This is a genomic window from Bradyrhizobium sp. CSA207 (assembly GCF_029051685.1).
Classification (GTDB): Bacteria; Pseudomonadota; Alphaproteobacteria; order Rhizobiales; family Xanthobacteraceae; genus Bradyrhizobium.
Genome location: NZ_JAACFT010000012.1, coordinates 104,800 through 127,736 on the forward strand (window position 1 = coordinate 104,800; position 22,937 = coordinate 127,736).

Annotated in this window: 22 protein-coding genes; 14 read left to right on the forward strand and 8 right to left on the reverse strand. The window is 65.0% G+C overall.

Annotated elements, in window-relative coordinates; translation table 11 throughout:
* Nucleotides 1–357 precede the first annotated feature (357 nt).
* The gene (gene secA, locus GWG65_RS15545) at nucleotides 358–3,204 is read right to left on the reverse strand and encodes a preprotein translocase subunit SecA (RefSeq protein WP_275196435.1); all 2,847 of its coding nucleotides are present in this window, start codon (nucleotides 3,202–3,204) and stop codon (nucleotides 358–360) included.
* Between the two features lie 351 nt (nucleotides 3,205–3,555).
* On the opposite strand from secA, the gene GWG65_RS15550 reads away from it, so the two are divergent.
* The 3 genes from GWG65_RS15550 to GWG65_RS15560 all read left to right on the forward strand — a co-directional run bounded on the left by GWG65_RS15550 (nucleotide 3,556) and on the right by GWG65_RS15560 (nucleotide 6,270).
* Nucleotides 3,556–4,476: a peptidylprolyl isomerase gene (locus tag GWG65_RS15550; RefSeq protein WP_275196436.1), complete on the forward strand. Its 921-nt coding sequence runs from the start codon at nucleotides 3,556–3,558 to the stop codon at nucleotides 4,474–4,476.
* Nucleotides 4,477–4,577: 101 nt separating this feature from the next.
* A complete protein-coding gene (gene argJ, locus GWG65_RS15555; protein ID WP_275196437.1) occupies nucleotides 4,578–5,819 on the forward strand; it encodes a bifunctional glutamate N-acetyltransferase/amino-acid acetyltransferase ArgJ in 1,242 nt (413 codons plus the stop codon).
* A 40-nt stretch (nucleotides 5,820–5,859) separates the two neighbouring features.
* A complete protein-coding gene (locus GWG65_RS15560; protein WP_275196438.1) occupies nucleotides 5,860–6,270 on the forward strand; it encodes a (deoxy)nucleoside triphosphate pyrophosphohydrolase in 411 nt (136 codons plus the stop codon).
* Nucleotides 6,271–6,385: 115 nt separating this feature from the next.
* Here the strand turns inward: GWG65_RS15560 and GWG65_RS15565 are convergent, their stop codons facing one another.
* Nucleotides 6,386–7,246 carry a methyltransferase domain-containing protein gene (locus tag GWG65_RS15565; RefSeq protein WP_275196439.1) on the reverse strand — a complete coding sequence of 287 codons (861 nt, stop codon included), beginning with the start codon at nucleotides 7,244–7,246 and terminating at the stop codon, nucleotides 6,386–6,388.
* A gap of 223 nt (nucleotides 7,247–7,469) precedes the next feature.
* On the opposite strand from GWG65_RS15565, the gene GWG65_RS15570 reads away from it, so the two are divergent.
* The 4 genes from GWG65_RS15570 to GWG65_RS15585 are packed head-to-tail and all read left to right on the forward strand — an operon-like array spanning nucleotide 7,470 to nucleotide 9,971.
* Complete coding sequence (locus tag GWG65_RS15570) at nucleotides 7,470–8,267, forward strand: ComF family protein (protein ID WP_275196440.1); 798 nt, start codon at nucleotides 7,470–7,472, stop codon at nucleotides 8,265–8,267.
* A gap of 47 nt (nucleotides 8,268–8,314) precedes the next feature.
* On the forward strand, nucleotides 8,315–8,590 hold the full coding sequence (gene grxC, locus GWG65_RS15575) for a glutaredoxin 3 (protein ID WP_275196441.1): 276 nt from the start codon (nucleotides 8,315–8,317) through the stop codon (nucleotides 8,588–8,590).
* Nucleotides 8,587–9,492 carry a carbon-nitrogen hydrolase family protein gene (locus GWG65_RS15580; RefSeq protein ID WP_275196442.1) on the forward strand — a complete coding sequence of 302 codons (906 nt, stop codon included), beginning with the start codon at nucleotides 8,587–8,589 and terminating at the stop codon, nucleotides 9,490–9,492. Before grxC ends, GWG65_RS15580 begins: the two co-directional genes overlap by 4 nt.
* Nucleotides 9,489–9,971, forward strand: a complete 483-nt coding sequence (locus GWG65_RS15585; RefSeq protein ID WP_275196443.1) for a DUF1178 family protein — start codon at nucleotides 9,489–9,491, stop codon at nucleotides 9,969–9,971. Before GWG65_RS15580 ends, GWG65_RS15585 begins: the two co-directional genes overlap by 4 nt.
* Here GWG65_RS15585 and GWG65_RS15590 read toward each other — a convergent pair.
* The 3 genes from GWG65_RS15590 to GWG65_RS15600 form a co-directional block, all read right to left on the reverse strand.
* Nucleotides 9,968–10,867 carry an EamA family transporter gene (locus GWG65_RS15590; RefSeq protein WP_275196444.1) on the reverse strand — a complete coding sequence of 300 codons (900 nt, stop codon included), beginning with the start codon at nucleotides 10,865–10,867 and terminating at the stop codon, nucleotides 9,968–9,970. The two genes, GWG65_RS15585 and GWG65_RS15590, sit on opposite strands and share 4 nt — an antisense overlap.
* Nucleotides 10,868–11,076: 209 nt before the next feature.
* Nucleotides 11,077–11,850, reverse strand: a complete 774-nt coding sequence (gene ubiG / locus GWG65_RS15595) for a bifunctional 2-polyprenyl-6-hydroxyphenol methylase/3-demethylubiquinol 3-O-methyltransferase UbiG (protein WP_275196445.1) — start codon at nucleotides 11,848–11,850, stop codon at nucleotides 11,077–11,079.
* Between the two features lie 14 nt (nucleotides 11,851–11,864).
* Entirely contained in the window at nucleotides 11,865–12,332 is a 468-nt protein-coding gene (locus GWG65_RS15600) for a PH domain-containing protein (RefSeq protein WP_275196446.1), read from the reverse strand.
* Nucleotides 12,333–12,481: 149 nt separating this feature from the next.
* Here GWG65_RS15600 and GWG65_RS15605 point away from each other — a divergent pair, with 149 nt between their 5' ends.
* From GWG65_RS15605 to GWG65_RS15625, 5 genes are all read left to right on the forward strand, one after another.
* Nucleotides 12,482–13,738: an aspartate kinase gene (locus GWG65_RS15605; RefSeq protein ID WP_275196447.1), complete on the forward strand. Its 1,257-nt coding sequence runs from the start codon at nucleotides 12,482–12,484 to the stop codon at nucleotides 13,736–13,738.
* Nucleotides 13,739–14,007: 269 nt separating this feature from the next.
* A complete protein-coding gene (gene ptsP / locus GWG65_RS15610; protein WP_275196448.1) occupies nucleotides 14,008–16,275 on the forward strand; it encodes a phosphoenolpyruvate--protein phosphotransferase in 2,268 nt (755 codons plus the stop codon).
* Nucleotides 16,276–16,330: 55 nt separating this feature from the next.
* Nucleotides 16,331–17,416, forward strand: a complete 1,086-nt coding sequence (gene prfA, locus GWG65_RS15615; RefSeq protein WP_275196449.1) for a peptide chain release factor 1 — start codon at nucleotides 16,331–16,333, stop codon at nucleotides 17,414–17,416.
* A 7-nt stretch (nucleotides 17,417–17,423) separates the two neighbouring features.
* On the forward strand, nucleotides 17,424–18,305 hold the full coding sequence (gene prmC, locus GWG65_RS15620) for a peptide chain release factor N(5)-glutamine methyltransferase (RefSeq protein ID WP_275196450.1): 882 nt from the start codon (nucleotides 17,424–17,426) through the stop codon (nucleotides 18,303–18,305).
* 459 nt (nucleotides 18,306–18,764) lie between these two features.
* Complete coding sequence (locus GWG65_RS15625; protein WP_275196451.1) at nucleotides 18,765–19,535, forward strand: DUF4167 domain-containing protein; 771 nt, start codon at nucleotides 18,765–18,767, stop codon at nucleotides 19,533–19,535.
* 63 nt (nucleotides 19,536–19,598) lie between these two features.
* Here GWG65_RS15625 and GWG65_RS15630 read toward each other — a convergent pair whose 3' ends face one another.
* On the reverse strand, nucleotides 19,599–20,342 hold the full coding sequence (locus tag GWG65_RS15630; protein WP_275196453.1) for a methyltransferase domain-containing protein: 744 nt from the start codon (nucleotides 20,340–20,342) through the stop codon (nucleotides 19,599–19,601).
* A 108-nt stretch (nucleotides 20,343–20,450) separates the two neighbouring features.
* Between GWG65_RS15630 and gloB the strand changes: the two genes are divergently transcribed.
* Nucleotides 20,451–21,218 (forward strand): hydroxyacylglutathione hydrolase, encoded by a 768-nt coding sequence (gene gloB, locus GWG65_RS15635; RefSeq protein WP_275196455.1) that lies wholly within the window; start codon nucleotides 20,451–20,453, stop codon nucleotides 21,216–21,218.
* Nucleotides 21,219–21,227: 9 nt separating this feature from the next.
* Entirely contained in the window at nucleotides 21,228–21,650 is a 423-nt protein-coding gene (locus GWG65_RS15640) for a cupin domain-containing protein (RefSeq protein ID WP_275196456.1), read from the forward strand.
* Nucleotides 21,651–21,695: 45 nt separating this feature from the next.
* Here the strand turns inward: GWG65_RS15640 and GWG65_RS15645 are convergent, their stop codons facing one another.
* Both GWG65_RS15645 and GWG65_RS15650 read right to left on the reverse strand, forming a co-directional pair.
* Complete coding sequence (locus tag GWG65_RS15645) at nucleotides 21,696–21,992, reverse strand: hypothetical protein (protein ID WP_275196457.1); 297 nt, start codon at nucleotides 21,990–21,992, stop codon at nucleotides 21,696–21,698.
* Nucleotides 21,980–22,846, reverse strand: coding sequence for an EamA family transporter (locus GWG65_RS15650; protein ID WP_275196458.1), 867 nt, complete (start codon nucleotides 22,844–22,846; stop codon nucleotides 21,980–21,982). Before GWG65_RS15650 ends, GWG65_RS15645 begins: the two co-directional genes overlap by 13 nt.
* Between the last annotated feature and the right edge of the window lie 91 nt (nucleotides 22,847–22,937).

Sequence of the window (22,937 nt, forward strand, 5' to 3'; positions counted from 1 at the left end):
TGGTGGCGGCGTTTCGCACGGCTCTCTCGATACGGTCGTCCCGGCGAAGGCCGGGACCCATAACCACAGGACCGGGTTTGGCGAAGACTGTTGGTTGCGCTTCTTCGCGCGATACGACGACCCCACGCTCTCGATAGATTCCGCGGTATGGGTCCCGGCCTTCGCCGGGAAGACGGTGTGGGGCAAGCTGCTCCCACATACTCACTGTCATCGCCCGATTTAATCGGGCGATCCAGTATTCCAGAGACTTAAGTGATTGAGCCGAGAGGCCGCGGCGTGCTGGGTCGCCCGGTCAAGCCGGGCGACGACAGGGGAGAGTGAGGCGCGAGTGTTGCGCCTCACAAATACATTCGAGCCTTACGCATACCGCCCGTGGCAGTGCTTGTACTTCTTGCCGCTGCCGCACGGGCAGTCCTCGTTGCGGCCGATTTTGCCCCAGCTGGCGGGGTTCTTCGGATCGCGATGGGCGGCGGTCACTGCGTTCGCCTGCGCTCCGAGCGTGACGCTCGCAAGCGCCATCTCGTCCTCACCGGTGTTCGGGTCGAACTTGTGGGCTTCCATCTGCGGCAGCACCGGCGCTTCCTGCTCCGGCGGGATGATCTCGACCCGCATCAGCTGCGCCGTGACGGCCTCGCGCAAGTGGGCGCTCATCTCCTGGAAGAGGTTGAACGCTTCGGTTTTGTACTCCTGCAACGGATCGCGCTGGCCGTAACCGCGCAGGCCGATGACCTGGCGCAGATGGTCGAGCATGATCAGATGCTCGCGCCAGAGATGGTCGAGCGTCTGCAGCAGAATGGTCTTCTCGACGTAACGCATCACGTCGGGGCCCCATTGCGCGACCTTGGCCGCCATGTGCTCGTCGGCGCGGGTCTCGATGCGGTTGAGCAGCTCCTCGTCGGCGATGCCCTCTTCCTTGGCCCAGTCATCGACCGGGAGGTCGAGATCGAGCACGCGCTTGAGCTCTTCCTTCAGGCCCGCGACGTCCCACTGCTCGGCATAGACATGCTCGGGCACGTGCTTGGCGACGAGGTCGTCGATGAAGGCGTGGCGCATGTCGGCGACGGTCTCGGCGACGCTGTCGTCCTTCATCAGCTCGACGCGCTGGTCGAAGATCACCTTGCGCTGGTCGTTCTGGACGTTGTCGAACTTGAGCAAATTCTTGCGGATGTCGAAGTTGCGGGCTTCGACCTTCTGCTGCGCCTTCTCCAGTGCCTTGTTGATCCAGGGATGGATGATCGCCTCGCCCTCCTGCAGGCCGAGACGCTGCAGCATGCTGTCGAGGCGATCCGAACCGAAGATGCGCATCAGATCGTCTTCCAACGACAGGAAGAACTTTGAGCGGCCGGGGTCGCCCTGGCGGCCGGAGCGGCCGCGGAGCTGGTTGTCGATGCGGCGGGATTCGTGACGCTCGGAGCCCATGATGTAGAGGCCGCCCGGCTTCGTCACGGTCTTGGCGGGCTTCGAGCCCTTGGCCGGCTCGATCTCGACGACCTCCTCCGCCTTGAGCACGATCTCACGGAAGCGCTCGACGTCGGCCTTGATCTGCTCGATCTTCTTCGCCTTCTCGGCTTCGTCCTCGATGCCCGCAGTCTCCTTCGGAATGCGCATCTCGAGCGAGCCGCCGAGCTTGATGTCGGTGCCGCGGCCGGCCATGTTGGTCGCGATCGTGATCGCGCCGGGCACACCGGCTTCGGCGACGATATAGGCTTCCTGCTCGTGGAAGCGCGCGTTCAGCACCGCGAACAGCTTTGCCGGCTTGCCGGCACGAGCCGCGGCGTAGAGCTTGTCGAGCGCGTTCTCCTTGCCGAAATCGATCTGCTTGTAGCCGTTCGATTTGAGGAATTCGGCGAGCACTTCCGACTTCTCGATCGACGCGGTGCCGACCAGCACCGGCTGGAGCCGCGCATTGGCGCGCTCGATCTCGGCGAGGATCGCGCCGTATTTTTCCTTCTGGGTGCGATAGACCTCGTCGTCCTCGTCCAGGCGGCCTACCGGCACGTTGGTCGGGATCTCCACGACCTCGAGCTTGTAGATGTCGAAGAGTTCGTCGGCTTCGGTCAACGCCGTGCCGGTCATGCCGGCGAGCTTTTCATACATCCGGAAATAGTTCTGGAACGTAATCGAGGCCAGCGTCTGGTTTTCCGGCTGAACCTGCACATGCTCCTTGGCTTCCAGCGCCTGATGCAGGCCTTCGGAATAGCGGCGGCCCTGCATCATGCGTCCGGTGAACTCGTCGATGATGATGACCTCGTCGTCGCGGACGATGTAGTCCTTGTCGCGGGTGAACAGCGTGTGGGCGCGCAGCGCCTGGTTGATGTGGTGCACGACGGAGACGTTCTCGACGTCGTAGAGCGACTCGCCCTTGAGCTGGCCGGCGTCGCGCAGCAGCGTCTCGATCTTCTCCATGCCTGCTTCGGTCAGCGTCACCGTGCGCTGCTTCTCGTCGACCTCGTAATCGGTCTTGTCGAGCTTGGGCAGGAAGCCGTCGATGGTGTTGTAGAAGTCGGACCGGTCGTCAAGCGGGCCGGAGATGATCAGCGGCGTACGCGCTTCGTCGATCAGGATGGAGTCGACTTCGTCGACGATCGCGTAGAAGTGCGGCCGCTGGACCATGTCCTCGAGCCGGTACTTCATGTTGTCGCGCAGATAATCGAAGCCGTATTCGTTGTTGGTGCCGTAGGTGATGTCGCAGGCATAGGCCGCCTTGCGCTCGGAATCGTCCAGGCCGTGGACGATCACGCCCGTGGTCATGCCGAGGAAGCTGTAGATCTGGCCCATCCAGGCGGAGTCGCGGCGGGCGAGATAATCGTTGACGGTGACGACGTGGATGCCCTTGCCCGCAAGCGCGTTGAGATAGACCGCGAGCGTCGCAACAAGCGTCTTGCCTTCGCCGGTCTTCATCTCGGCGATGTCGCCCTCGTGCAGCACCATGCCGCCGATCAGCTGGACGTCGAAATGGCGCTGGCCGAGCGTGCGCTTGGCGGCCTCGCGCACGGTGGCGAAAGCCGGCACCAGCAAATCGTCCAGCGTCTTGCCCTCGGCGAGCTGCTTCCTGAACTCGGCGGTGCGGGCCTTGAGCGCCTCGTCCGACAGTTTGATGAGCTCGGGCTCCAGCGCATTGATCGCGTTGACGCGGGACTGATATCCCTTCACCCGCCGGTCGTTGGCGGAGCCGAAAAACTTGCGGGCGAGCGCGCCGATCATGCCTAGTTCCTGTGTTCGCGATTTAACCGCATTGCAGCCAAGAGGTTGTCACCCGCTTGCCCATCAACTCACCGTGACGCCCGTGGTGCCAGTAGCTCGGCTTGCAGGGGTCATCCGCCATATGGGTGGGAATTGAGCAAGTCCGGGTTCAACGGCCAAAAACGCAGCAAAATAAACGCCATCGCCATGGACGCGACCGCGCAGAGATATGGCCCGGTCAGGGCCTTGTCAACGGCGGCCGCATTGCGGCTAATTCATCATTTTGACAGACTTTTCGCGTTGCCAAGCCCCCTTGATTGGGCGAGTGTCCGCCCCGCTCGAGCAGCCCCCAGCTTCAACAAAGGATTTTGCATGACCACCTCGTTCCCGGTAACGAAAACCGGCCTGCGCTTCGGCCTCGCCACCGCCCTTGTGGGCTGCCTTGCGCTGGCGCTGATCGCGGGTCCCGGCCGGGCTGCCGATGACCCGGTCCTGGCGAAGGTCAATGGCTTGGACATCAAGAAGAGCGACGTCGCACTGGCCGAAGAGGAACTCGGGCCGAGCCTCGCCCAGATGGATCCCGCGACCAAGGACGAGAACGTCCTGTCGTTCCTGATCGACATGAAGATCGTTGCCAAGGCCGCCGAGGACAAGAAGATCGGCGACAGCGATGAATTCAAGAAGCGCATGGCGTTCGCCCGCAACCGCCTCCTGATGGACGGCCTGCTCGCCAGCGAAGGCAAGGCGGCGACCACCGACGATTCCATGAAGAAAGTCTATGAGGAGGCCTCCAAGCAGATCACCGGCGAGCAGGAAGTGCGCGCCCGCCACATCCTGGTCGAGACCGAGGACGAGGCCAAGGCGGTGAAGGCCGAGCTCGACAAGGGCGCCGATTTCGCCGAGCTCGCCAAGAAGAAGTCCAAGGATCCGGGCTCCGCCGACGGCGGCGACCTCGGCTTCTTCACCAAGGAGCAGATGGTGCCGGAATTCTCCACCGTGGCCTTCGCGCTCGAGCCGGGCAAGATCTCCGATCCCGTGAAGTCGCAGTTCGGCTGGCACATCATCAAGGTCGAGGAAAAGCGCAGCCGCAAGGCGCCAGACTTCGCCCAGGTCAAGCCGCAGATCGAGCAGTACGTCGCCCGCAAGGCCCAGGCCGACTACGTCGCCAAGCTCCGCGCTGAGGCCAAGGTCGAGCGGATGGACCAGCCGGCGGATGCGGCGAAGACCGACACCAAGCCGGCCGACGCGGCCAAGCCTTCCGACAGCAAGATGGCGCCGCCCGCGAAGAAGTAAGAATTCGCTGTCACTTCGCGGACGCCAATAGTATCTAACGTCGCAATGGCCGGGCTTTGCCCGGCCATCTGCATATCCAGATCCCATCAAGGCGCCTCGCTATGTCCTCATCCGTCTCCCCGCTCGCCCCGAAACACGTTCCCGACATGCCCGTGATCGCGGGCGTGAGGCTCGCGACGGCCGAGGCCGGCATCCGCTACAAGAACCGGACCGACGTGCTGCTCGCGGTCATGGACAAGGGCACCGCGGTCGCGGGCGTCTTCACCAAGTCGAAATGCCCGTCTGCGCCGGTGGAATGGTGCCGCGCCAAGCTGAAGGGCGGCAAGGCGCAGGCGCTGGTGGTCAATTCCGGCAACGCCAACGCCTTCACCGGCAAGACCGGCCGGGCGTCAACCGCGCTGACCGCGAAGATCGCGGCCAAGGCCGTCGGGTGCAGCGAGAGCGAGATCTTTCTCGCCTCCACCGGCGTGATCGGCGAGCCGCTCGACGCGACCAAATTCGACGGCGTGCTCGGACGCCTCGCCGAGAGCACAGAGCCCGCGAGCTGGCTCGACGCGGCCACGGCAATCATGACCACTGACACCTTCCCGAAGGTCGCAACCGCGACCGTGAAGCTCGGCAAGGCCAGGGTCACCATCAACGGCATGGCCAAGGGCGCCGGCATGATCGCCCCGGACATGGCAACCATGCTGTCTTTCATCTTCACCGACGCGCCGATCGCGCCGGCTGCGCTGCAAGCCCTGCTCAAGGGCGGCGTCGAGGACACATTCAACGCTGTCACCATCGACGGCGACACCTCGACCTCGGATACGCTGCTGGCTTTCGCGACGGGGGCCGCTGCCGAACACGGAGCGCCGAAGATCAGCCGCGCCGGCGATCCGCGCCTGAAGGCTTTTACCAGGGCGTTTTACGGTGTGCTCGCTGATCTCGCCGAGCAGGTGGCGCGCGACGGCGAAGGCGCACGCAAGCTGGTCGAGATCACGGTCGAGGGCGCCAAGACCAAGGCCTCGGCGCGCAAGATCGCGATGTCGATCGCAAACTCGCCGCTGGTCAAGACCGCAATCGCGGGCGAGGACGCCAATTGGGGCCGCGTGGTGATGGCGGTCGGCAAGGCCGGCGAGCCCGCCGATCGCGACAAGCTGTCAATTTCCTTCAACGGCATCCGCGTCGCCAAGAGCGGCGCGCGCGATCCGTCTTATGACGAGTTGCAGGTATCGGAAGCGATGAAGGCACCGGAGATCGCGATCAAGGTCTCGCTCGGCCTCGGCAAGGGCCGCGACCGCGTGCTGACCTGCGACCTCACCAAGGAATATGTCGCGATCAACGGGGATTACAGGTCGTAAATCCTCTCCCTCAATCCAACGCGGGCAGCCCTTCTTAGCGATGGCGGATCTCAAACTGACACTGGTGGTGGCCTGCGCGCTGATCGACGCCGACAAGCGCGTCCTGATCGCACAGCGCCCCGAGGGCAAGACGCTCGCAGGCCTCTGGGAATTTCCCGGCGGCAAGCTCGAGCCCGGCGAGCGGCCGGAGCAAAGCCTGATCCGGGAGCTCGGCGAGGAGCTCGGCATTACCGTCGCCGAACCCTGCCTGGCGCCGCTGACCTTCGCGAGCTACGCCTACGAGACCTTCCACCTGTTGATGCCGCTCTACGTCTGCCGCCGCTGGGAAGGCCTGGTCACGGCGCGCGAAGGCCAAAGTCTCGCCTGGGTCCGCGCCAACAAGCTGCGCGACTATCCGATGCCCCCCGCGGACATTCCGCTGATCCCGCATTTGATTGATTTGCTGATGTGAGCTCCGCGTGCCCCGGACGCAGCGCGTAGCGCTGCCGAGCCGGGGCCCAGAAGCCACGAACTGGGTCCCGGCTCTGCGCAGCAGCGCAAGAACGCTGCAGCGCGTCCGGGACACGTCACTCTTTCCCCGCCTTCTTCACCGCCTCCGCCAGGCTCGCCTTGGCCGAACCAGGCTTGAGCGGCTGCTGCTGGCTTGCATGTGGTGCCCAGCCGGAGAGCCAGATGATATCGAATGTCGCGCGGATGCGGCCGTCGGCGTCGGCAAAGCACTCGGCATAGATTTCAGCCATGCGCAGCAGTGTCGCGCGCCGGCTCGGCGTGCGGCGGCGCTCGATCAGCACATTGGCTGCGCCCATGCGGCGGAGATCCTGCATCAGTGCAAACGCATTGGCGTAGCGCACCACGACGCGGTCGACGTCGGTGACCGGCAGTGCGAAGCCCGCCCGCTGCAACAGCGCGCCGATGTCGCGCAAATCAGCGAACGGCGCCACACGCGGCGACACGCCGCCCTCGCGTTCGGCTTCCGCGGCAGCAAAGGCCTGGCGCAGCTCGGTCAGGCTGTCGCCGCCGATCATCGCCGCCAGCAGCAGCCCGTCCGGCTTCAGCGCGCGGCGGATTTGCGCGAGCACGCCCGGCAGGTCGTTGACGAATTGCAGCGCCAGCGCCGAGACGACGAGGTCGAGACTTTCGGCTGCGAAGGGCAGCTTCTCCGAACCCGCAGCATCGAGCTCAATCCGCTGAAGTGACGGCAGCTGTGTGCGCAACGCGGCAAGACCCTCGCCGGGCGTCCAGAGATCGGCCGCCGCGCCAAACTCCCGCATCACCGCGGCCAGCCGGTCGGACATATCCTCAGCGACGCGATCGAGCAGGAAGCCCACCGCACCTTGCGCCTGCGCGCGGCGCTGCCGCACGTGCAGCAAGGCGCGATCGAACAGGACGGGCGGATTTTGCGAATGACTTTGCGAGTCGTGGGCCATGCCGCTGGTTACGCCGATCTCGACGGTTCTGGCAATCTCCCCTCGTGTCCCGGACGCGCTGCAGCGCCCCTTGCGCTGCTGCGCTGAGCCGGGACCCATGCTTCCGCGGGCGCGGCTTCTAGGCCCCGGCTCGGCCGCGCAATGCTTCGCATTGCACGGCGTCCGGGGCACGAGACCGAAGCGCGGCTTGAGCCCGCTGCGGTGTGACGCTAGCCTCCCCATCATGGAAGCCGACACCGCCCCCTCACGTTCCATCTCGACGCCTCTGCGTGCCGCATGGACGGCCGGGCGCCACGTGCTTGCGCGCGCGGCAAGGCTCGCGCTCGACATTGCGCTGCCGACGCTGTGCGTGTCCTGCCGCGAACCGGTCGATGGCGAGGGTGTTTGCGCGGCCTGCTGGGCACGGCTGTCGTTCATCGAACGGCCGTATTGCCCGCGGCTCGGCATCCCCTTCGTCTATGACCCCGGCCCCGACATGCTGTCGATGGAGGCGATTGCGAGCCCGCCGGCCTACCAGCGGGCGCGGGCGGCCGTGCGCTATGACGACGTGGCGCGCACGCTGGTGCATGCGCTGAAATACCAGGACCGCACCGATCTGGCGCCTGCCATGGGCCGCTGGATGGCGCGCGCCGGCACCGAACTGCTCATCGGGGCCGATATGCTAATTCCCGTTCCCCTGCATTGGCGACGGGCCTGGCGGCGCCGCTACAACCAGTCCGGGGCGCTGGCGCGAATCATCGAGCGGCAGAGCGGGGTTAAGGTGCGGGGCGAGGTGCTGCGCCGGGTGCGCGCCACCGAGCAGCAGATCGGCCTGTCGCGCGCCCAGCGCGCCACCAATGTACAGGGCGCATTCCAGGTATCCCCCGACCGTCAGGCCGAGGTTCAAGGCCGCCGAATCGTGCTGATCGACGACGTCCTGACGTCAGGCGCGACGCTGGATGCCTGCGCACGGGCTTTGCTGCGCGCCAAAGCGGCCCAGGTCGACGTGCTGGTGTTCGCCCGGGTTGTCGAGAGCCGGTGAAGTCCCATATAGTTCAATGAATTCATGACATGAGAGCGCCAGACAACATGACCGCTGCTGTCGAGATCTACACGAGGCCGGGCTGCGGCTATTGTTCCGCCGCCAGGTCGCTTCTGACCCGCAAGAAGGCCGCCTTCACGGAATTCGACGTCGCCAAGAACCTGTCCTGGCGTGAGGAGATGTACGATCGTGCCGGTGACGACGCGACCTTCCCGCAGATCTGGATCGGCGGAACCCATGTCGGCGGCTGCGACGATCTCTATGCGCTCGACCGCGAAGGCAAGCTCGACGGGATGCTCGAAAGCATCAAGGCCGTCTCATGAGCCAGGATCAAGCGAAGGAACATCAAGCCAACGATCGTAGCTTCACCGCCGCCATGGTGCAGATGCGCACCGGCCTGATGCCCGAGCCGAGCCTCGATCAGGCAACCAAGCTGATCCGGCAAGCGGCGGCGAACGGCGCCGACTACGTGCAGACGCCCGAAGTCAGCAACATGATGCAGCTGAATCGGAAGGCGCTGTTCGAGCAGCTTCAGAGCGAAGACGACGACATATCGCTGAAGGCCTACCGCGCGCTCGCGTCCGAGCTGAAGATTCACATCCATGTCGGCTCGCTGGCGCTGCGGTTCTCGCCGGAGAAGGCGGTCAACCGCTCATTCCTGATCGGGCCCGAGGGCAATGTGCTCGCGAGCTACGACAAGATCCACATGTTCGACATCGAACTGCCGGACGGCGAGAGCTATCGCGAATCCGCCAATTACCAACCGGGCGAGACCGCCGTAATTTCCGACCTGCCCTGGGGCCGCATCGGGCTGACGATCTGCTACGACGTGCGGTTTCCCGCACTCTATCGCGCGCTCGCTGAGAGCGGCGCGTCCTTCATCACGGTGCCCTCTGCCTTCACCCGCAAGACCGGCGAAGCGCACTGGCACGTGCTGCTGCGTTCGCGCGCGATCGAGACCGGCTGCTTCATCTTTGCCGCAGCACAGGCCGGCCTGCATGAGAACAAGCGCGAGACCTTCGGCCATTCGCTGATCATCGATCCCTGGGGCGAGATCCTCGCCGAGGGCGGCGTCGAGCCCGGCATCATCATGGCGAAGATCGACCCCGCCAAGGTGGAGACGGCGCGGAGGGCGATCCCGTCGCTGCAGCACGGCCGCCGCTTCGGCGTCACCGACCCCAAAGCAGGCCCCGACCACCTGCACCTCGTGCGGGGATCGGCATGATCCGCTACGCGCTTCACTGCGATCGGGGCCACGCATTCGAAAGCTGGTTCCAGAGCTCGTCCGCGTACGATTCGCAAGTGAAGCGCAAGCTTGTGACCTGCCCGGCCTGCGGCTCGGCCAAGGTCGACAAGGCGATCATGGCCCCGCGCATCGTCGGCAAGAAGGGCCGCGGACGCGCCACGCCGCCGTCGGAGCCAGCCGCCGCGACGACGCCCGAGGCTGCATCCTCCGGACCGACATCGCTGATGATGGCGCAGGAGCGCGAGCTGCGCGCCAAGCTCAAAGAGCTGCGTGATCACATCGTCAAGAACGCCGACAATGTCGGCGAGCGCTTTGCGAACGAAGCGCGCGCGATGCATTACGGCGACAAGGAGCACCGGCCGATCTATGGCGAGGCCTCGCCCGACGAGGCGAAATCGCTGATCGAGGAAGGCATCGAGGTCTCGCCGCTGCCGACGCTGCCGGAAGACCGGAACTAGACTCCCACCAGCACCGCAACGCCGATCACAATCAACGCGATACCTGCCAGCTCACGCGGCGCGATCGGTTGCTTGAACGAGTAGTAGGCGACGCCTTGCGCGAACAGGACCTCGATCAGTGCGAGCGTGCGGACATTGGCGGCCGCCGTCAGCGCGAAGGCCAGGAACCAGAACTGCGAAGAGAAGGCGCCCATGAAGCCGGCGAACAGCGACGGTTTCCACAAGTCCAAAATCGCCTGGAGCACCTTTGGCGCACGCCACAGCAGGTAGATGGTCAGGATCAGCGTCTGCACGAACAGGCCGAGCACCAGCGTGAACGAGGCGGCCGTCACGAAGGACACGCCCGGCACGGCGATAATGGCTCCGCGGAAGCCGACCGCGGATAGCGCGAATGCCGCGGCCGCCACAAGCCCCAGGATGGTCGGCTTCAGTTCGGCAAAACTTTTCTCGCCGCCGGGCCGCAACGCGGTGATGACGACGCCGACGGTTGCGATCACGATCGCGAGCACCTTCAGCCAGGTCAGGTGATCGCCGAGAAAGACGAAGCCGAAGATCGCGGTCTGGATCGCCTCGGTCTTGAGGTACGCCGTCGTCACGACGAAGGAGCGGTCATTCATCGCCAGCAGCATCAAGCCGGTGCCGACGATCTGACTGAGTGCTCCGAGCAGCAGCCACGGCCAGAATGCCGATGGCGGCATGCCGAGATGATCGCCGGAGAAGATCAGCACCACGCCCAAGAACAGCACCGAGAACGGGAAGCCGAACAGGAAGCGAATATTGGTCGCGCCCCAGGTCCCCAGCGGCTTGGTCAGCGACCGCTGCATCGCATTGCGCGCGACCTGCCCGGACGCGGCAATGATCGTGAAGGGAATCCAGAGGCTGGTGATGGAGAGCATGGGGGGATGCAGGTGGGAGAGGAAGTTACGGCCAACGTGCCGTCAGTGCTCCAGCAGGTCAATCACGCCCACGTCATAGGAGCGATGCTCTCGCCACAAATTCAGTGTCGTCCCGGCCTAGTGCGCAATTGCGCACTAGGCCGGGACGACAGCTTTGTAGTTGCTGCAGCTGACCTCTTACAAGCAACTCAGCCACTATGGGCAACGCCTCACACCATCGCTTCCGCCACGACCATGTAGTTCACGTCCATATCGGAGGAGAGCGTCCATTTGTCGGCGAAGGGGCTGTAGACGACGCCGGCCTGCTCGGTAATGACGAGGCGATTGTCGAGGAGATGTTTGATCAACTCGTCGGGGGTGACGAACTTGTTCCACTCGTGAGTGCCGCGCGGCAGCCAGCGCAGGACGTATTCGGCGCCGACAATGGCGAGCGCAAAACTCTTCCAGTTTCGGTTCAGCGTCGAGACCACCATCAGGCCGTTCGGCTTCAGCATCGAAGCACAGCGCTTCAGGAACATGCCGACATCTGTGACGTGCTCAACCACCTCCATCGCGAGCACGATGTCGAAGCGCTCGCGCGGGTCGACTTCCTCGACCGTGGTGCAGCGATAGTCGATCGCAAGATGCCCCTTGTCGGCGTGCAGCTTGGCGGCGGCGATGTTGCTCTGGGACGGATCGATGCCGATGACCTGCGCCCCCAGCCGCGACAGCGGCTCGCACAGCAGGCCGGCGCCGCAGCCGATATCCAGCACGCGCAGGCCGCCGAGGCAGTTGAGGCTGCGTACATTGCGCTCGAACTTGCGGCAGGCGGCGTCGCGGATGTAGCCGAGGCGCAGCGGATTGATCCGGTGCAGCGGCGCCATCTTGCCCTTGGGGTCCCACCACTCCGCCGAGAGTTTTGAGAACTTCGCGATCTCGGCGGCGTCGACGGTCGAGCCCGGCTGGGGGGCTGCGGTTGCGGAAGTATTTTGCTGCATGCTCATGGTTACGCGCGGTCCTACCGCGTGGTGATCGAACTACGGAAGGCGAGCGGCGAGGCGATGGTCTCGATCGTCTCGATTCCCTCGCCGACGCCGCGAATCGTCACGTCGCCATAGTTAAGAATACGTCCAAGAATCGTCTGGTCGACGTCGACGCTCTCGACCTTGTCCAGCGCCATCTCGAAGGTGCGGCGCTTGATGAAGCCGGTCTTGTGCACGACCCGCAAATTGGTGACGTCGGTCTCGGTCGTGAAGCGGTGGAACCAGCCCTTCACGGTCCAGTAGAGCGCTGCCAGCGCCGCCAGGCCGGAGGCGACGAGACACAGCAGCACGAGCCCCTCGACGATGGTTTGCCGGGACAGGATGAATAGGATGAGGGCTGCGATCCAGGCCAGAATGGCAGGAAAATAAAAGATCCAGTGCGCATTGGTCGAATACAGTACCCGCTCGCCCGGCTGGAGGATCTCGTCGATATAGCGCGCCATAATCTCGATTAACCCATTACCCCCGTATCCGAGGCCGCAGGACCCGCTTGCCCCCGGCCCCGCCGCTATGTATACGCGCGGTCGGCATCCGTGGGCCCGTCTCGCGCGGGTCACCATACTTATCCTTATAAGGGAATGCACGCGTCGTCATGAGCCGCCTCGTGATGAAATTCGGCGGCACATCCGTCGCCAACATCGAACGTATCCGCAACGTCGCACGCCATGTGAAGCGTGAGGTCGACGCTGGCCACGAAGTGGCCGTGGTCGTCTCCGCGATGTCCGGCAAGACCAACGAGCTGGTAGCGTGGTGCACCGAGGCCTCGCCCATGCACGACGCGCGCGAATATGACGCCGTGGTCGCCTCGGGCGAACAGGTCACCTCTGGCCTGCTCGCCATCGCGCTCCAGGGCATGGGCATCCAGGCCCGATCCTGGCAGGGCTGGCAGATCCCGGTCAAGACCAGCGACGCCCATGCCTCGGCCCGGATCGAGGACATCGACGGCACCGAGATCATCAGCCGCTTCAAGGAGCGGAAGGAGGTCGCGGTCATCGCCGGCTTTCAGGGCATCAACCCCGCGACCGGCCGCATCACGACGCTCGGCCGCGGCGGCTCCGACACCTCGGCGGTCGCGATCGCCGCCGCCGTCAAGGCGGACCGCTGCGACATCTACACCGACGTCGACGGGGTCTACACCACCGACCCGCGAATCGTGCCGAAGGCGCGCCGGCTCGACAAGATCGCGTTCGAAGACATGCTGGAACTGGCTTCCCAGGGCGCAAAAGTGCTCCAGGTCCGCTCGGTGGAACTCGGCATGGTCTACAACATGCCGATCTTCGTCCGCTCCAGCTTCGATAAGCCTGAGGATATCGACCCGCATGCCAACCAGCCGCCCGGCACGCTGATCTGCAGCGAGGAGGAGATCATGGAAAGCCACGTCGTCACCGGCATCGCCTTTTCGAAGGACGAGGCCCAGATCTCGGTGCGCCAGATCGAGGACAAGCCCGGCGTCGCGGCGTCGATCTTCGGCCCGCTGGCGAACGCCAACATCAACGTCGACATGATCGTGCAGAACGTCTCCGAGGACGGCAAGACCACCGATCTCACCTTCACGGTGCCCGCCGCGGACTTCACCCGGGCCAGGGACACGATCACCGCGGCCAAGGGCCAGATCGGTTACGCCCGGCTCGATACCGCCACCGACGTCGCCAAGATCTCGGTGATCGGCAGCGGCATGCGCAGCCATGCCGGCGTTGCAGCCCAGGCGTTCTCGGCCCTCGCCGGACGGAATATCAACATCCGGGCCATTACAACCTCCGAGATCAAATTCTCGGTTCTGATCGACACCGCCTATACCGAGCTTGCGGTGCGCACCCTGCACACGCTCTACGGCCTTGATCAGACTTAGACGAATTTTCTCTTAGCAGTCGCAGCAAACGAGAAGGTGTACACACCTTTGCGTCTGGCAGGCGTTTTGCTTGGCAAAACAAGCCCCAATTCGCTATACGGCGAACAGGGTGGGCTGCCACAAACTGTGCCCCAGTGGAGGCGGTGCTGATTCGGCTCTGGCGATCGCCCGGGCCGGCGCCGGATGAGCAAATTCGTTGTTTTTCTGGATTTTCGGGCGAGCCGCCGGAGCCCCTCTCGGGCCCGGCTGACTGAGGAGATTGGCGGCACATGCGGAGCGCGTCGGGAGGTCCCCGCGTCTTGTTGAGACGGCTCCGCGAAACCATGGCGGAGCAGGTCTCGGCCCAGGAGCGGCTGGACAAGATCGTGGTGCTGATCGCCGCCAACATGGTGGCCGAGGTGTGCTCGGTCTACGTGCTGCGCGTCGACAACACGCTCGAACTCTACGCCACCGAAGGCCTCAAGCGCGAGGCGGTGCACCACACCGTGCTGAGCGCCCATGAGGGCCTGGTCGGCCTCGTCGCCAGCGAGGCGACGCCGCTCAATTTGAGCGATGCGCAGAGCCACCCGGCGTTCTCGTTCCGCCCCGAGACCGGCGAAGAAATCTACCACTCCTTCCTCGGCGTCCCGATCCTGCGCGCCGGCAACACGCTCGGCGTGCTGGTGGTGCAGAACCGCGCCAAGCGCACCTATGTCGAGGAGGAGCTCGAGGCGCTGCAAACCACCGCCATGGTGCTGGCGGAACTGATCGCCTCCGGCGAATTGTCCGCGCTGGCCCAGCCGGGCCAGGAGCCGGCCGCGCGGCATTCCATGCAGAAGGTCGGCGCCATCCTGTCGGAAGGCATCGCGCTCGGCCATGTCGTGCTGCACGAGCCGCGCGTCGTCATCAAGGACTACATCGCCGAGGATCTGCCGAAGGAAATCAAGCGGCTCGATACCGCGCTCGCCAAGCTGCGCTCCGACCTCGACCGCATGCTGGAGCGCGGTGACGTCGCCGAAGGCGGCGAGCATCGCGACGTGCTCGAAGCCTATCGCATGTTCGCCAACGACCAGGGCTGGTCGCACAAGCTGCACGAGGCCGTTGCCACCGGCCTCACGGCGGAAGCCGCCGTCGAGCGCGTACAGTCCGACACCCGCGCCCGCATGCTGCGTTCGACCGATCCTTATTTGCGCGACCGGCTGCATGATCTGGAAGATCTCGGCTACCGGCTGATGCGGCAGCTGGTCGGCCAGGACCACGCGCCCTCGCGCGAGCAACTGCCCGACAATGCCATCGTCATCGCGCGCGCGATGGGACCGGCGGCGCTGCTCGACTACGACCGCAAGCGCCTGCGCGGCATCATATTGGAGGAAGGCACCGCCAATTCCCACGTCTCGATCGTGGCGCGCGCGCTTGGCATTCCCGCGGTCGGCGAGGTGCCGAACGCGCCGGGCATCGCCGATCCCGGCGACGCCGTCATCGTCGACGGCACATCCGGCTCGATCTATGTGCGTCCCTCGCAGGAAATCGAGGCGGCCTTTGCCGAGCGCGTGCGCTTCCGCGCGCGCCGCCAGGCGCAGTATCTGGCGCTGCGCGACCGGCCTTGCGTCACCAAGGACGGCGAGAAGGTCGAACTGCTGATCAACGCCGGCCTCGCCATCGACCTGCCGCATATCGAGGACACCGGCAGCGCCGGCATCGGCCTGTTCCGCACCGAGCTGCAATTCATGGTCGGCCAGAGCCTGCCGCGCACCAGCGACCAGCTCGCGCTCTACCGCACCGTGCTGGATGCCGCGGGCAACAAGCCGGTCACCTTCCGCACCCTCGACATTGGCGGCGACAAGGCGCTGCCTTACATGGAGACGGTGATCGAGGAGAATCCAGCGCTGGGCTGGCGCGCGATCCGGCTCGGGCTCGACCGTCCCGGCCTGCTGCGCGGCCAGATCCGCGCATTGCTGCGGGCTGGCGGCGGCCGTGCATTGCGCGTGATGTTTCCGATGATCTCGGAGGTTGCCGAATTCGACGCGGCGAAGGCGCTGGTCGAGCGCGAGCTCACTTACTTGCGCCAGCACGGCCACACGCTGCCGGAGCGCATCGACATCGGCACCATGGTCGAGGTGCCGGCGCTGCTCTATCAGCTCGATGAGCTGCTGAAGAAGGTCGACTTCATCTCGGTCGGCTCCAACGATCTGTTCCAGTTCCTGTTCGCGGTCGACCGCGGCAACGCCAAGGTCTCGGAGCGGTTCGACACCATGTCGGCGCCGATCCTGCGCGCGCTTCGCGACATTGCCCGCAAGTCCCACGCGGCGAAGAAATCGCTCTCGCTCTGCGGCGAGATGGCCTCGAAGCCGATCGGCGCGCTGGCCCTGATCGCGTTGGGCTATCGCTCGCTGTCGCTCTCGGCGAGCGCGCTCGGCCCGGTCAAGGCGATGGTGATCGATCTCGATGCCGGGAAGGCCGAAGCAATGCTCGGCCCGCTGCTGGACGCACCGGCCGGCAGCGTCTCGATCCGGCAGAAGCTGACGGAATTTGCCGAGGCCGAGGGCCTGGCGTTGTAGCGGGCCTGTCCGCTCGCGCGTTCCGCCCTCCGTCCGCCCTTTGAGACCAGAACCGATGTCGTCACTCCCCGAAGCCAAACTGGACGTCCTGCTCGCGCATCACGCCTCGCTCGAGGCCGAATCGCTCGGCCAGCTCGCCTCCGAGCGCTACGTGCAGATCACGCGCGAGCTCGCCGAGCTCACGCCGCTGATCGAGGCGGTCAAGGCGTATCGTTCTGCCGTGAAAGAACTCGCCGACACCGAAGCGCTGATCGCCGATCCCTCGACGGATGCCGAAATGCGCAGCATGGCGGAGGCCGAACGCGACGAACTCAATCCCAGGATCGAAGAGCTCGTGCAGAAGATCCGCGTTGCGCTCTTGCCCAAGGACGCCATGGACGACCGCAACGTGGTGCTGGAAATCCGCGCCGGCACCGGCGGCGACGAGGCCTCGCTGTTCGCCGGCGATTTGTTCCGGATGTACGAGCGCTTTGCCAGCCTTCAGGGCTGGAAGGTCGAGGTGATCTCAGCCAGCGAGGGCACCGTCGGCGGCTACAAGGAAATCATCGCCGAGGTGCAGGGCCGCGGCGCATTCTCCAAGCTGAAATTCGAATCCGGCGTGCACCGGGTGCAGCGCGTGCCCGACACCGAGACGCAGGGGCGCATCCACACCTCCGCCGCGACGGTGGCGGTGCTGCCCGAGGTCGAGGACGTCGATGTCGACATCAAGAACGACGATCTGCGCATCGAGACCATGCGCGCGCAGGGCGCCGGCGGCCAGCACGTCAACAAGACCGAATCGGCGATCCGCATCACCCACATCCCGACCGGCATCGTGGTGATGATGCAGGACAGCCGCTCGCAGCACAAGAACCGCGCCTCCGCCATGAACATCCTGCGCTCGCGCATCTACGACGCCGAGCAGCAGCGCGTCGATGCCGTTCGTTCCGCCGAGCGCAAGGAGAAGGTCGGTTCCGGCGATCGCAGCGAGCGCATCCGCACCTATAACTTTCCGCAAGGACGCGTCACCGACCATCGCATCAACCTGACGCTCTACAAGCTGCCGCAGGTCATCGCAGGCGAGGCGCTTGGGGAGCTGATCGATGCGCTGACCACCGAGCATCAGGCCGCGCAGCTCGCTGCCCAGGGCGCTGCGGCGTGACCGGCGCGTGAGCAATCCCTTCACCGGACTATCCGTCGAGCGCGCGCGGCGCGCGCTGGCCGCGCAACTGAGATCGGCGCAGCTGGGCGAAGCCGAGCTCGACGCCCGTATCCTGCTCGGCGCGGCGCTTGGCCTCGATCTCACCGGCCTGGTTGCGCAGGCCGCCCGCCTCCTCACCGACGCCGAGGCGTTGCAGCTCGCGCGCCAAGCGCAGCGGCGGATCGCGGGCGAACCGGTGGCGCGCATTCTCGGGGTCAGGGAATTTTGGGGCCTGCCATTTCGCCTGTCGGAAGCAACGCTGGTGCCGCGTCCCGATACCGAGACCGTGGTCGAGCTTGCGCTCGAAATCTTTCGCGAACGGCGAGCTTCCGATCAAGTGCGCATCGCCGACATCGGCACCGGCTCGGGCGCGATCCTGCTGGCGCTGCTGCACGAAATTCCCGGCGCTTTCGGCGTCGGCACCGATCTCAGCCTGACCGCGCTCGACACTGCGAGGAGCAATGCCGCAGCCTTGGGTCTTGGCGGGCGTTCCGCCTTCGTCGCCTGCTCCTATGCGGCGGCGCTCAGCGGCCCGTTCGATCTCATCGTGTCGAATCCGCCCTATATCCCCTCGGGAGAAATCCCAAAACTGGGCATCGAAGTGCGCGAGCACGATCCGCATCTGGCGCTCGACGGCGGCAACGACGGCTATGACGCCTATCGCGCCCTGATCCCGCAGGCGGCGGAACGCCTCGCGCCCGGCGGGGCGCTGATCGTCGAAGCCGGGCAGGGCCAGGCGCGAAATATTGAAACCTTGATGGTGGCTGCCGCGTTGCTGGTGGACAGGCCGCCGAGGGCCGACTTGGCGGGTATCCTGAGGGCCGTTTCGGCCCGAAAAATGCCCCTATAAAAGCCGGATTGGGCTGCAAAAACCTCTTGGAATATCCCGTTGGAACGACTACCTTCTGTTCAGCACATCGGTGTCGGCCCCGTAGACTTACGGGCGAAAGCCGGGCTCTCGGGCGAGAGCTTCACTGATTTACGGTTCCAAGCGAGGTCCTGTGAAGCGCGATGGCCATTTGAGCTGCGCTGCTTCCGACCGCAACGTGAACGAAAGCCTGAAATTGCGCGCGAAGACTAACGCAAGAAACCAGGGCTTGTTTTGGCAGGCAAAATGAATGGGTTCGCTGGCGATGAATGCTGGCGGGTGGGGAACGCGTCTTTGTTGAACGCGATGGTCGACGAACATCGGCAGGGCTCAATCCGCTCTTGTGCGCGGTGCGCGCGAGAAGCGTGAACCGTTGTCATTAGGTCACTCTCAGCAATCAGTAATGCGTGCAACCTTTAGGGCTGGAATTGAAGGCAGGACATGAGAAACGGTCAGAATAAGCAGCGGATGCGCAACCGGAATAACAACAATAATAACAACAATCATAACCGGCGCGGCCAGAACCCGATGACCCGGGTCTACGAATCGAACGGTCCCGACATCAAGATCCGCGGCACCGCTTCGCACATCGCCGAGAAGTACCTTCAGCTCGCACGCGACGCGCGCTCTTCCGGCGATCCGGTCGCTGCCGAGAATTACTACCAGCACGCGGAGCATTATTTCCGCCTAATCGCCACCGCCCAGGAGCAGTTCCGCCAGAGCCAGCAGCCGCGCGGCGACGAACCCTTGAGCAGCAGCGACGACGGCGAGGACGACGGCGAGAATTTCTCGAATTTCGGCCAGGAGCCGGGCTTCGTTCCCCAGCCCCCACAGCCGTCTTTCGTCCGCGACGGCCAGCGTGACCATCAGCAGCGAGATCATCAGCCCCGCGACAATCAGCCCTATCAGCGCGAGAACCAGCAGCCGCGCGAGCACCGCGAGCGCGACCACCGTCCGCAGCCGCAATATCAGCCGCAACCCCAGCCGCAGCCGCTCCCGCTGAACCAGCCGCAGCCTGTCGTCGCCGAAGCCGGCAACGTCGATCGCCTGCCCTCCTTCATCACCGGCGCACAGCCGCAGGTGAACGGTGGTGAGGGTAGCGGTGGCGGCGAACGCTTTCCGCGGCGCCGCCGCCGGCCGCATGGCGGCCCGCGCCCCGAGCGCGAAGCTGCTCCGGCCACCTCCAGCGACGATCTCGCTCCCGGCGAGTGAGCCGCAACGGTTCTTCTGTTTTGCTGAACTGCATCGTCCCGGCCTCGCCGGGACGATTTGCTTTCAGGTGTGCGTCACCGTCGTCGAAGACGGCACCAGCACCGGCTTCAAGGAGGGAATCAGCCGCGCCCGTTCCCGCTTGGCGGGGATCGCGCGGTAGACCTGTTTGGTGGCCTCGACGATATGGACGCCGGCAAATGGCAGCGACAACGCCGCGCCGGCCCGCTCCCACATTTGCGCCGATTTCAATACCCAGCGGCCGGCATAGGGCGGCATGAACAGCGCCTCGCCCCAGGCGGTCGGTGTGAACCAGGTCTGGCGCAACAGATCCGTGATCTGCGAGCGCGAATAGGGCCGGCCGTGACCGAATGGCGTATTGTCGGAGCGGGTCCACACCCCGCGCCGGTTCGGGATCACCGCCATGACACGGCCCGACGGCGACAGCACCCGCCACACCTCGCGCAACAGCGCAGCCGGGTCGTCCGACATTTCCAGCGCATGGACCAGCAGGATGCGGTCGACCGCGGCGTCCGGCAGTGGCAGCGAGAATTCGTCGACCAGCGAGGCCAGCGCGGGACGCCCCGTTGGCCATTTCAACACGCCCTGGGCCGCCGGCATGAAGGCGATGCAGCGCTCCGCATCCTCGCGGAACAATCCGAGATAGGGCGTGGGATAGCCGATGCCGAGCACGCGTTGGCCCTCGGCGCCCGGCCAGCGCTCCCTGATGCCGCGATTGATCATCTGCCGCGCCACGATCCCGAGGCGGCGGGAATAGAACTCGCGGAGATCGACGACGTCGATGGTCATGATGGCAATGTAACATGCGCAAGGCCGCCGCCGCGCGCTGAATATTGCATTGCCTGCGCAACGTTAACGCCATATTTGTCTGACGGGGCTGAGCGTGATGGAGATGTCATGGCCGCCGAAATTCGTACTTTCAGCTGTTTAAACGACAATTTCGGCTATCTGATCCACGATGTGGAAACCAAGGCGACGGCGTCGATCGACGCGCCGGAGGCGGGCCCCATCCTGGCGGCGCTGGAGCGCGAGGGCTGGCAGCTCACCGACATCCTGATCACCCACCATCACGGCGATCATGTCGGCGGGGTCGCCGAACTCAAGCAGAAATACAATTGCCGCGTCGTCGCGCCGCATGACAAGACGACGAAGATTGCAAATGTCGACCTGCGCGTCGCCAATGCCGACGTGGTCAAGGTCGGCACCCTGCTGGCGCGGGTGCTGGAGACGCCCGGACACACCCTCGACCACGTCTCCTACGTTTTCGACACCGAGAAGACGCTGTTCGCCGCCGACACGCTGTTCTCGATCGGCTGCGGCCGCGTGTTCGAGGGCACTTATCCGATGATGTGGGATTCGCTGTTGAAGCTGCGCGCTCTGCCCGACGACTTCAAGCTCTATTGCGGCCACGAATACACGGCGTCCAACGTCAAGTTCGCGCTGACCGTCGAGCCCGACAATGCGGCGCTTCAGGCGCGCGCGGCGGAGGTCGCAAAGCTGCGTGCCGAGAACAAGCCGACCATTCCGTCACTGCTTGGTGACGAGAAGCGAACAAACGTGTTCCTGCGGGCCGATGAACCCTCGGTCGCGGCCAGGCTACACATGAAGGGTGCGGATGCCGCCGCGGTGTTCGGCGAATTGCGCGAACGCAAGAACAAGTCCTGAAGGGGATCGATGCCGACCGCAGCCCAGATCATCGCGCGCCTTGAACTGCGGCCGCATCCCGAAGGCGGCCATTATCGCGAGACATTTCGCGACCAGACCACGGACGCCAATGGCCGTTCGCGCTCGACCCTGATCTATTTTCTGCTGGCGCGCGGCGAGCGTTCGCATTGGCATCGCATCGATGCGGTCGAGATCTGGCACTATTATGCCGGCAGCCCGTTGATGCTGCGCATCGCCCACGAAGGCTGCTCCCAGCACGAAGTGCGGCTCGGCACGGATCTGCTCGGCGGCGAGCGGCCGCAGGCGATCGTGCCGGCAGACGCCTGGCAGATGGCCGAGACCACCGGCGAATGGACGCTGGTCGGCTGCACCGTAGCGCCCGCATTCGAGTTTGCCAAATTCGAGCTCGCACCGAAGGGCTGGGAGCCGTAGGGCAAGCCGAATGCGCCAGCTTCCGTCCGCCTCGTCTCGAGCGATCTAGTCTTTCCGGTCGTTGGGCACGGGGATCCGCACCGGCAATCGCCGGACGACAATCATCGGAAGCGCTTCGTAGAGAGGCCAATAGCCCGCCGCCCTATACTCCTGCACAGTCAATCGAATGAAGGATTTTCCGTCGGTTACCGTGACGGTCTCGGGTTGGCCGCGCACGCCTTCGTTGCGATGAAGGCCGGTGAATGTTTCGGCGTTCGCGCTGACCTGCGCCTCGACGCTCGCACCGGAGAGCACTACGATCAGCATGAGGCTAACAGAGATCAAACGAGTCATCGCTTCCACACCATGTCCTTCGCCGCGATCAGGCCGCCGCCGGCGATCAGGATCGCGGCAATCGCGATGTTGGCGCTCGCCTTCGCGAAGCCGGCGGCGATGAGGAATCCGGTCGAGAGCAGCGGCGTCGCGTAGGACGCCGCACCGAGCACGCGGATGTCGCCGCGCTTCATGCCGATGTCCCAGGCGTAGAACGCGGCACCCACGGGGCCGACGCCGAGCGCGATCACGGAGATCCACTGCAGCGGCGTATCCGGCCACACCGTCGTCTCGAGCGCGGCATGCATCAGCGCGGCAAGCGCTGCGGTGGCGAGGCAAAACCCCGCGACCGCATCGGTCGGCACCGCTTTGAGCCGCCGCGACAACACCGAATAGGTCGCCCATACGAAGGCAGCGATGAAGGCGGCGATCAGCCCCGGCAGTTGGCCGGGCGCAAAGCCGCTCGTGTTGCCAGCGAACAGCAGCACGGTGCCGACGAGGCCGAGCACGGCGCCGATGACATGGTGCACGGCAAGCCGCTCGCCCGGCAAGAACGACGAGAACAGCACGATCAGGAGCGGCCAGAGATAATTGAGCAGGCCCGCTTCAGCCGGCGGCGCGAAGCGTAGCGCGAGGAAATAGAGCGCGTGATAGCCGAACAATCCGCCGACGCCGACGCCCCATACGACCGGCTGCTGACGCAAGCTTTTGGCCACCTCGCTGCGGCCGATCCAGGTGAGCAGGCCGACGAGACCGCCAATCGCAAAGGTCATCGCGGCGAGCTGGAAGGCCGGGATTATTCCGGTCGCCACCGTCATCACGGAGAGCAGCGACCACATCAGGATCGCGGTCAAGCCGATCAGCGTCGCGGTGCGGGGAGTCATCGGCCACTACTCTCGTCATGGCCGGGCTTGTCCCGGCCATCCACGTTCTGCCGTGGCGACCGCTGTTGTAAGGCCGTGGATGCCCGGGACA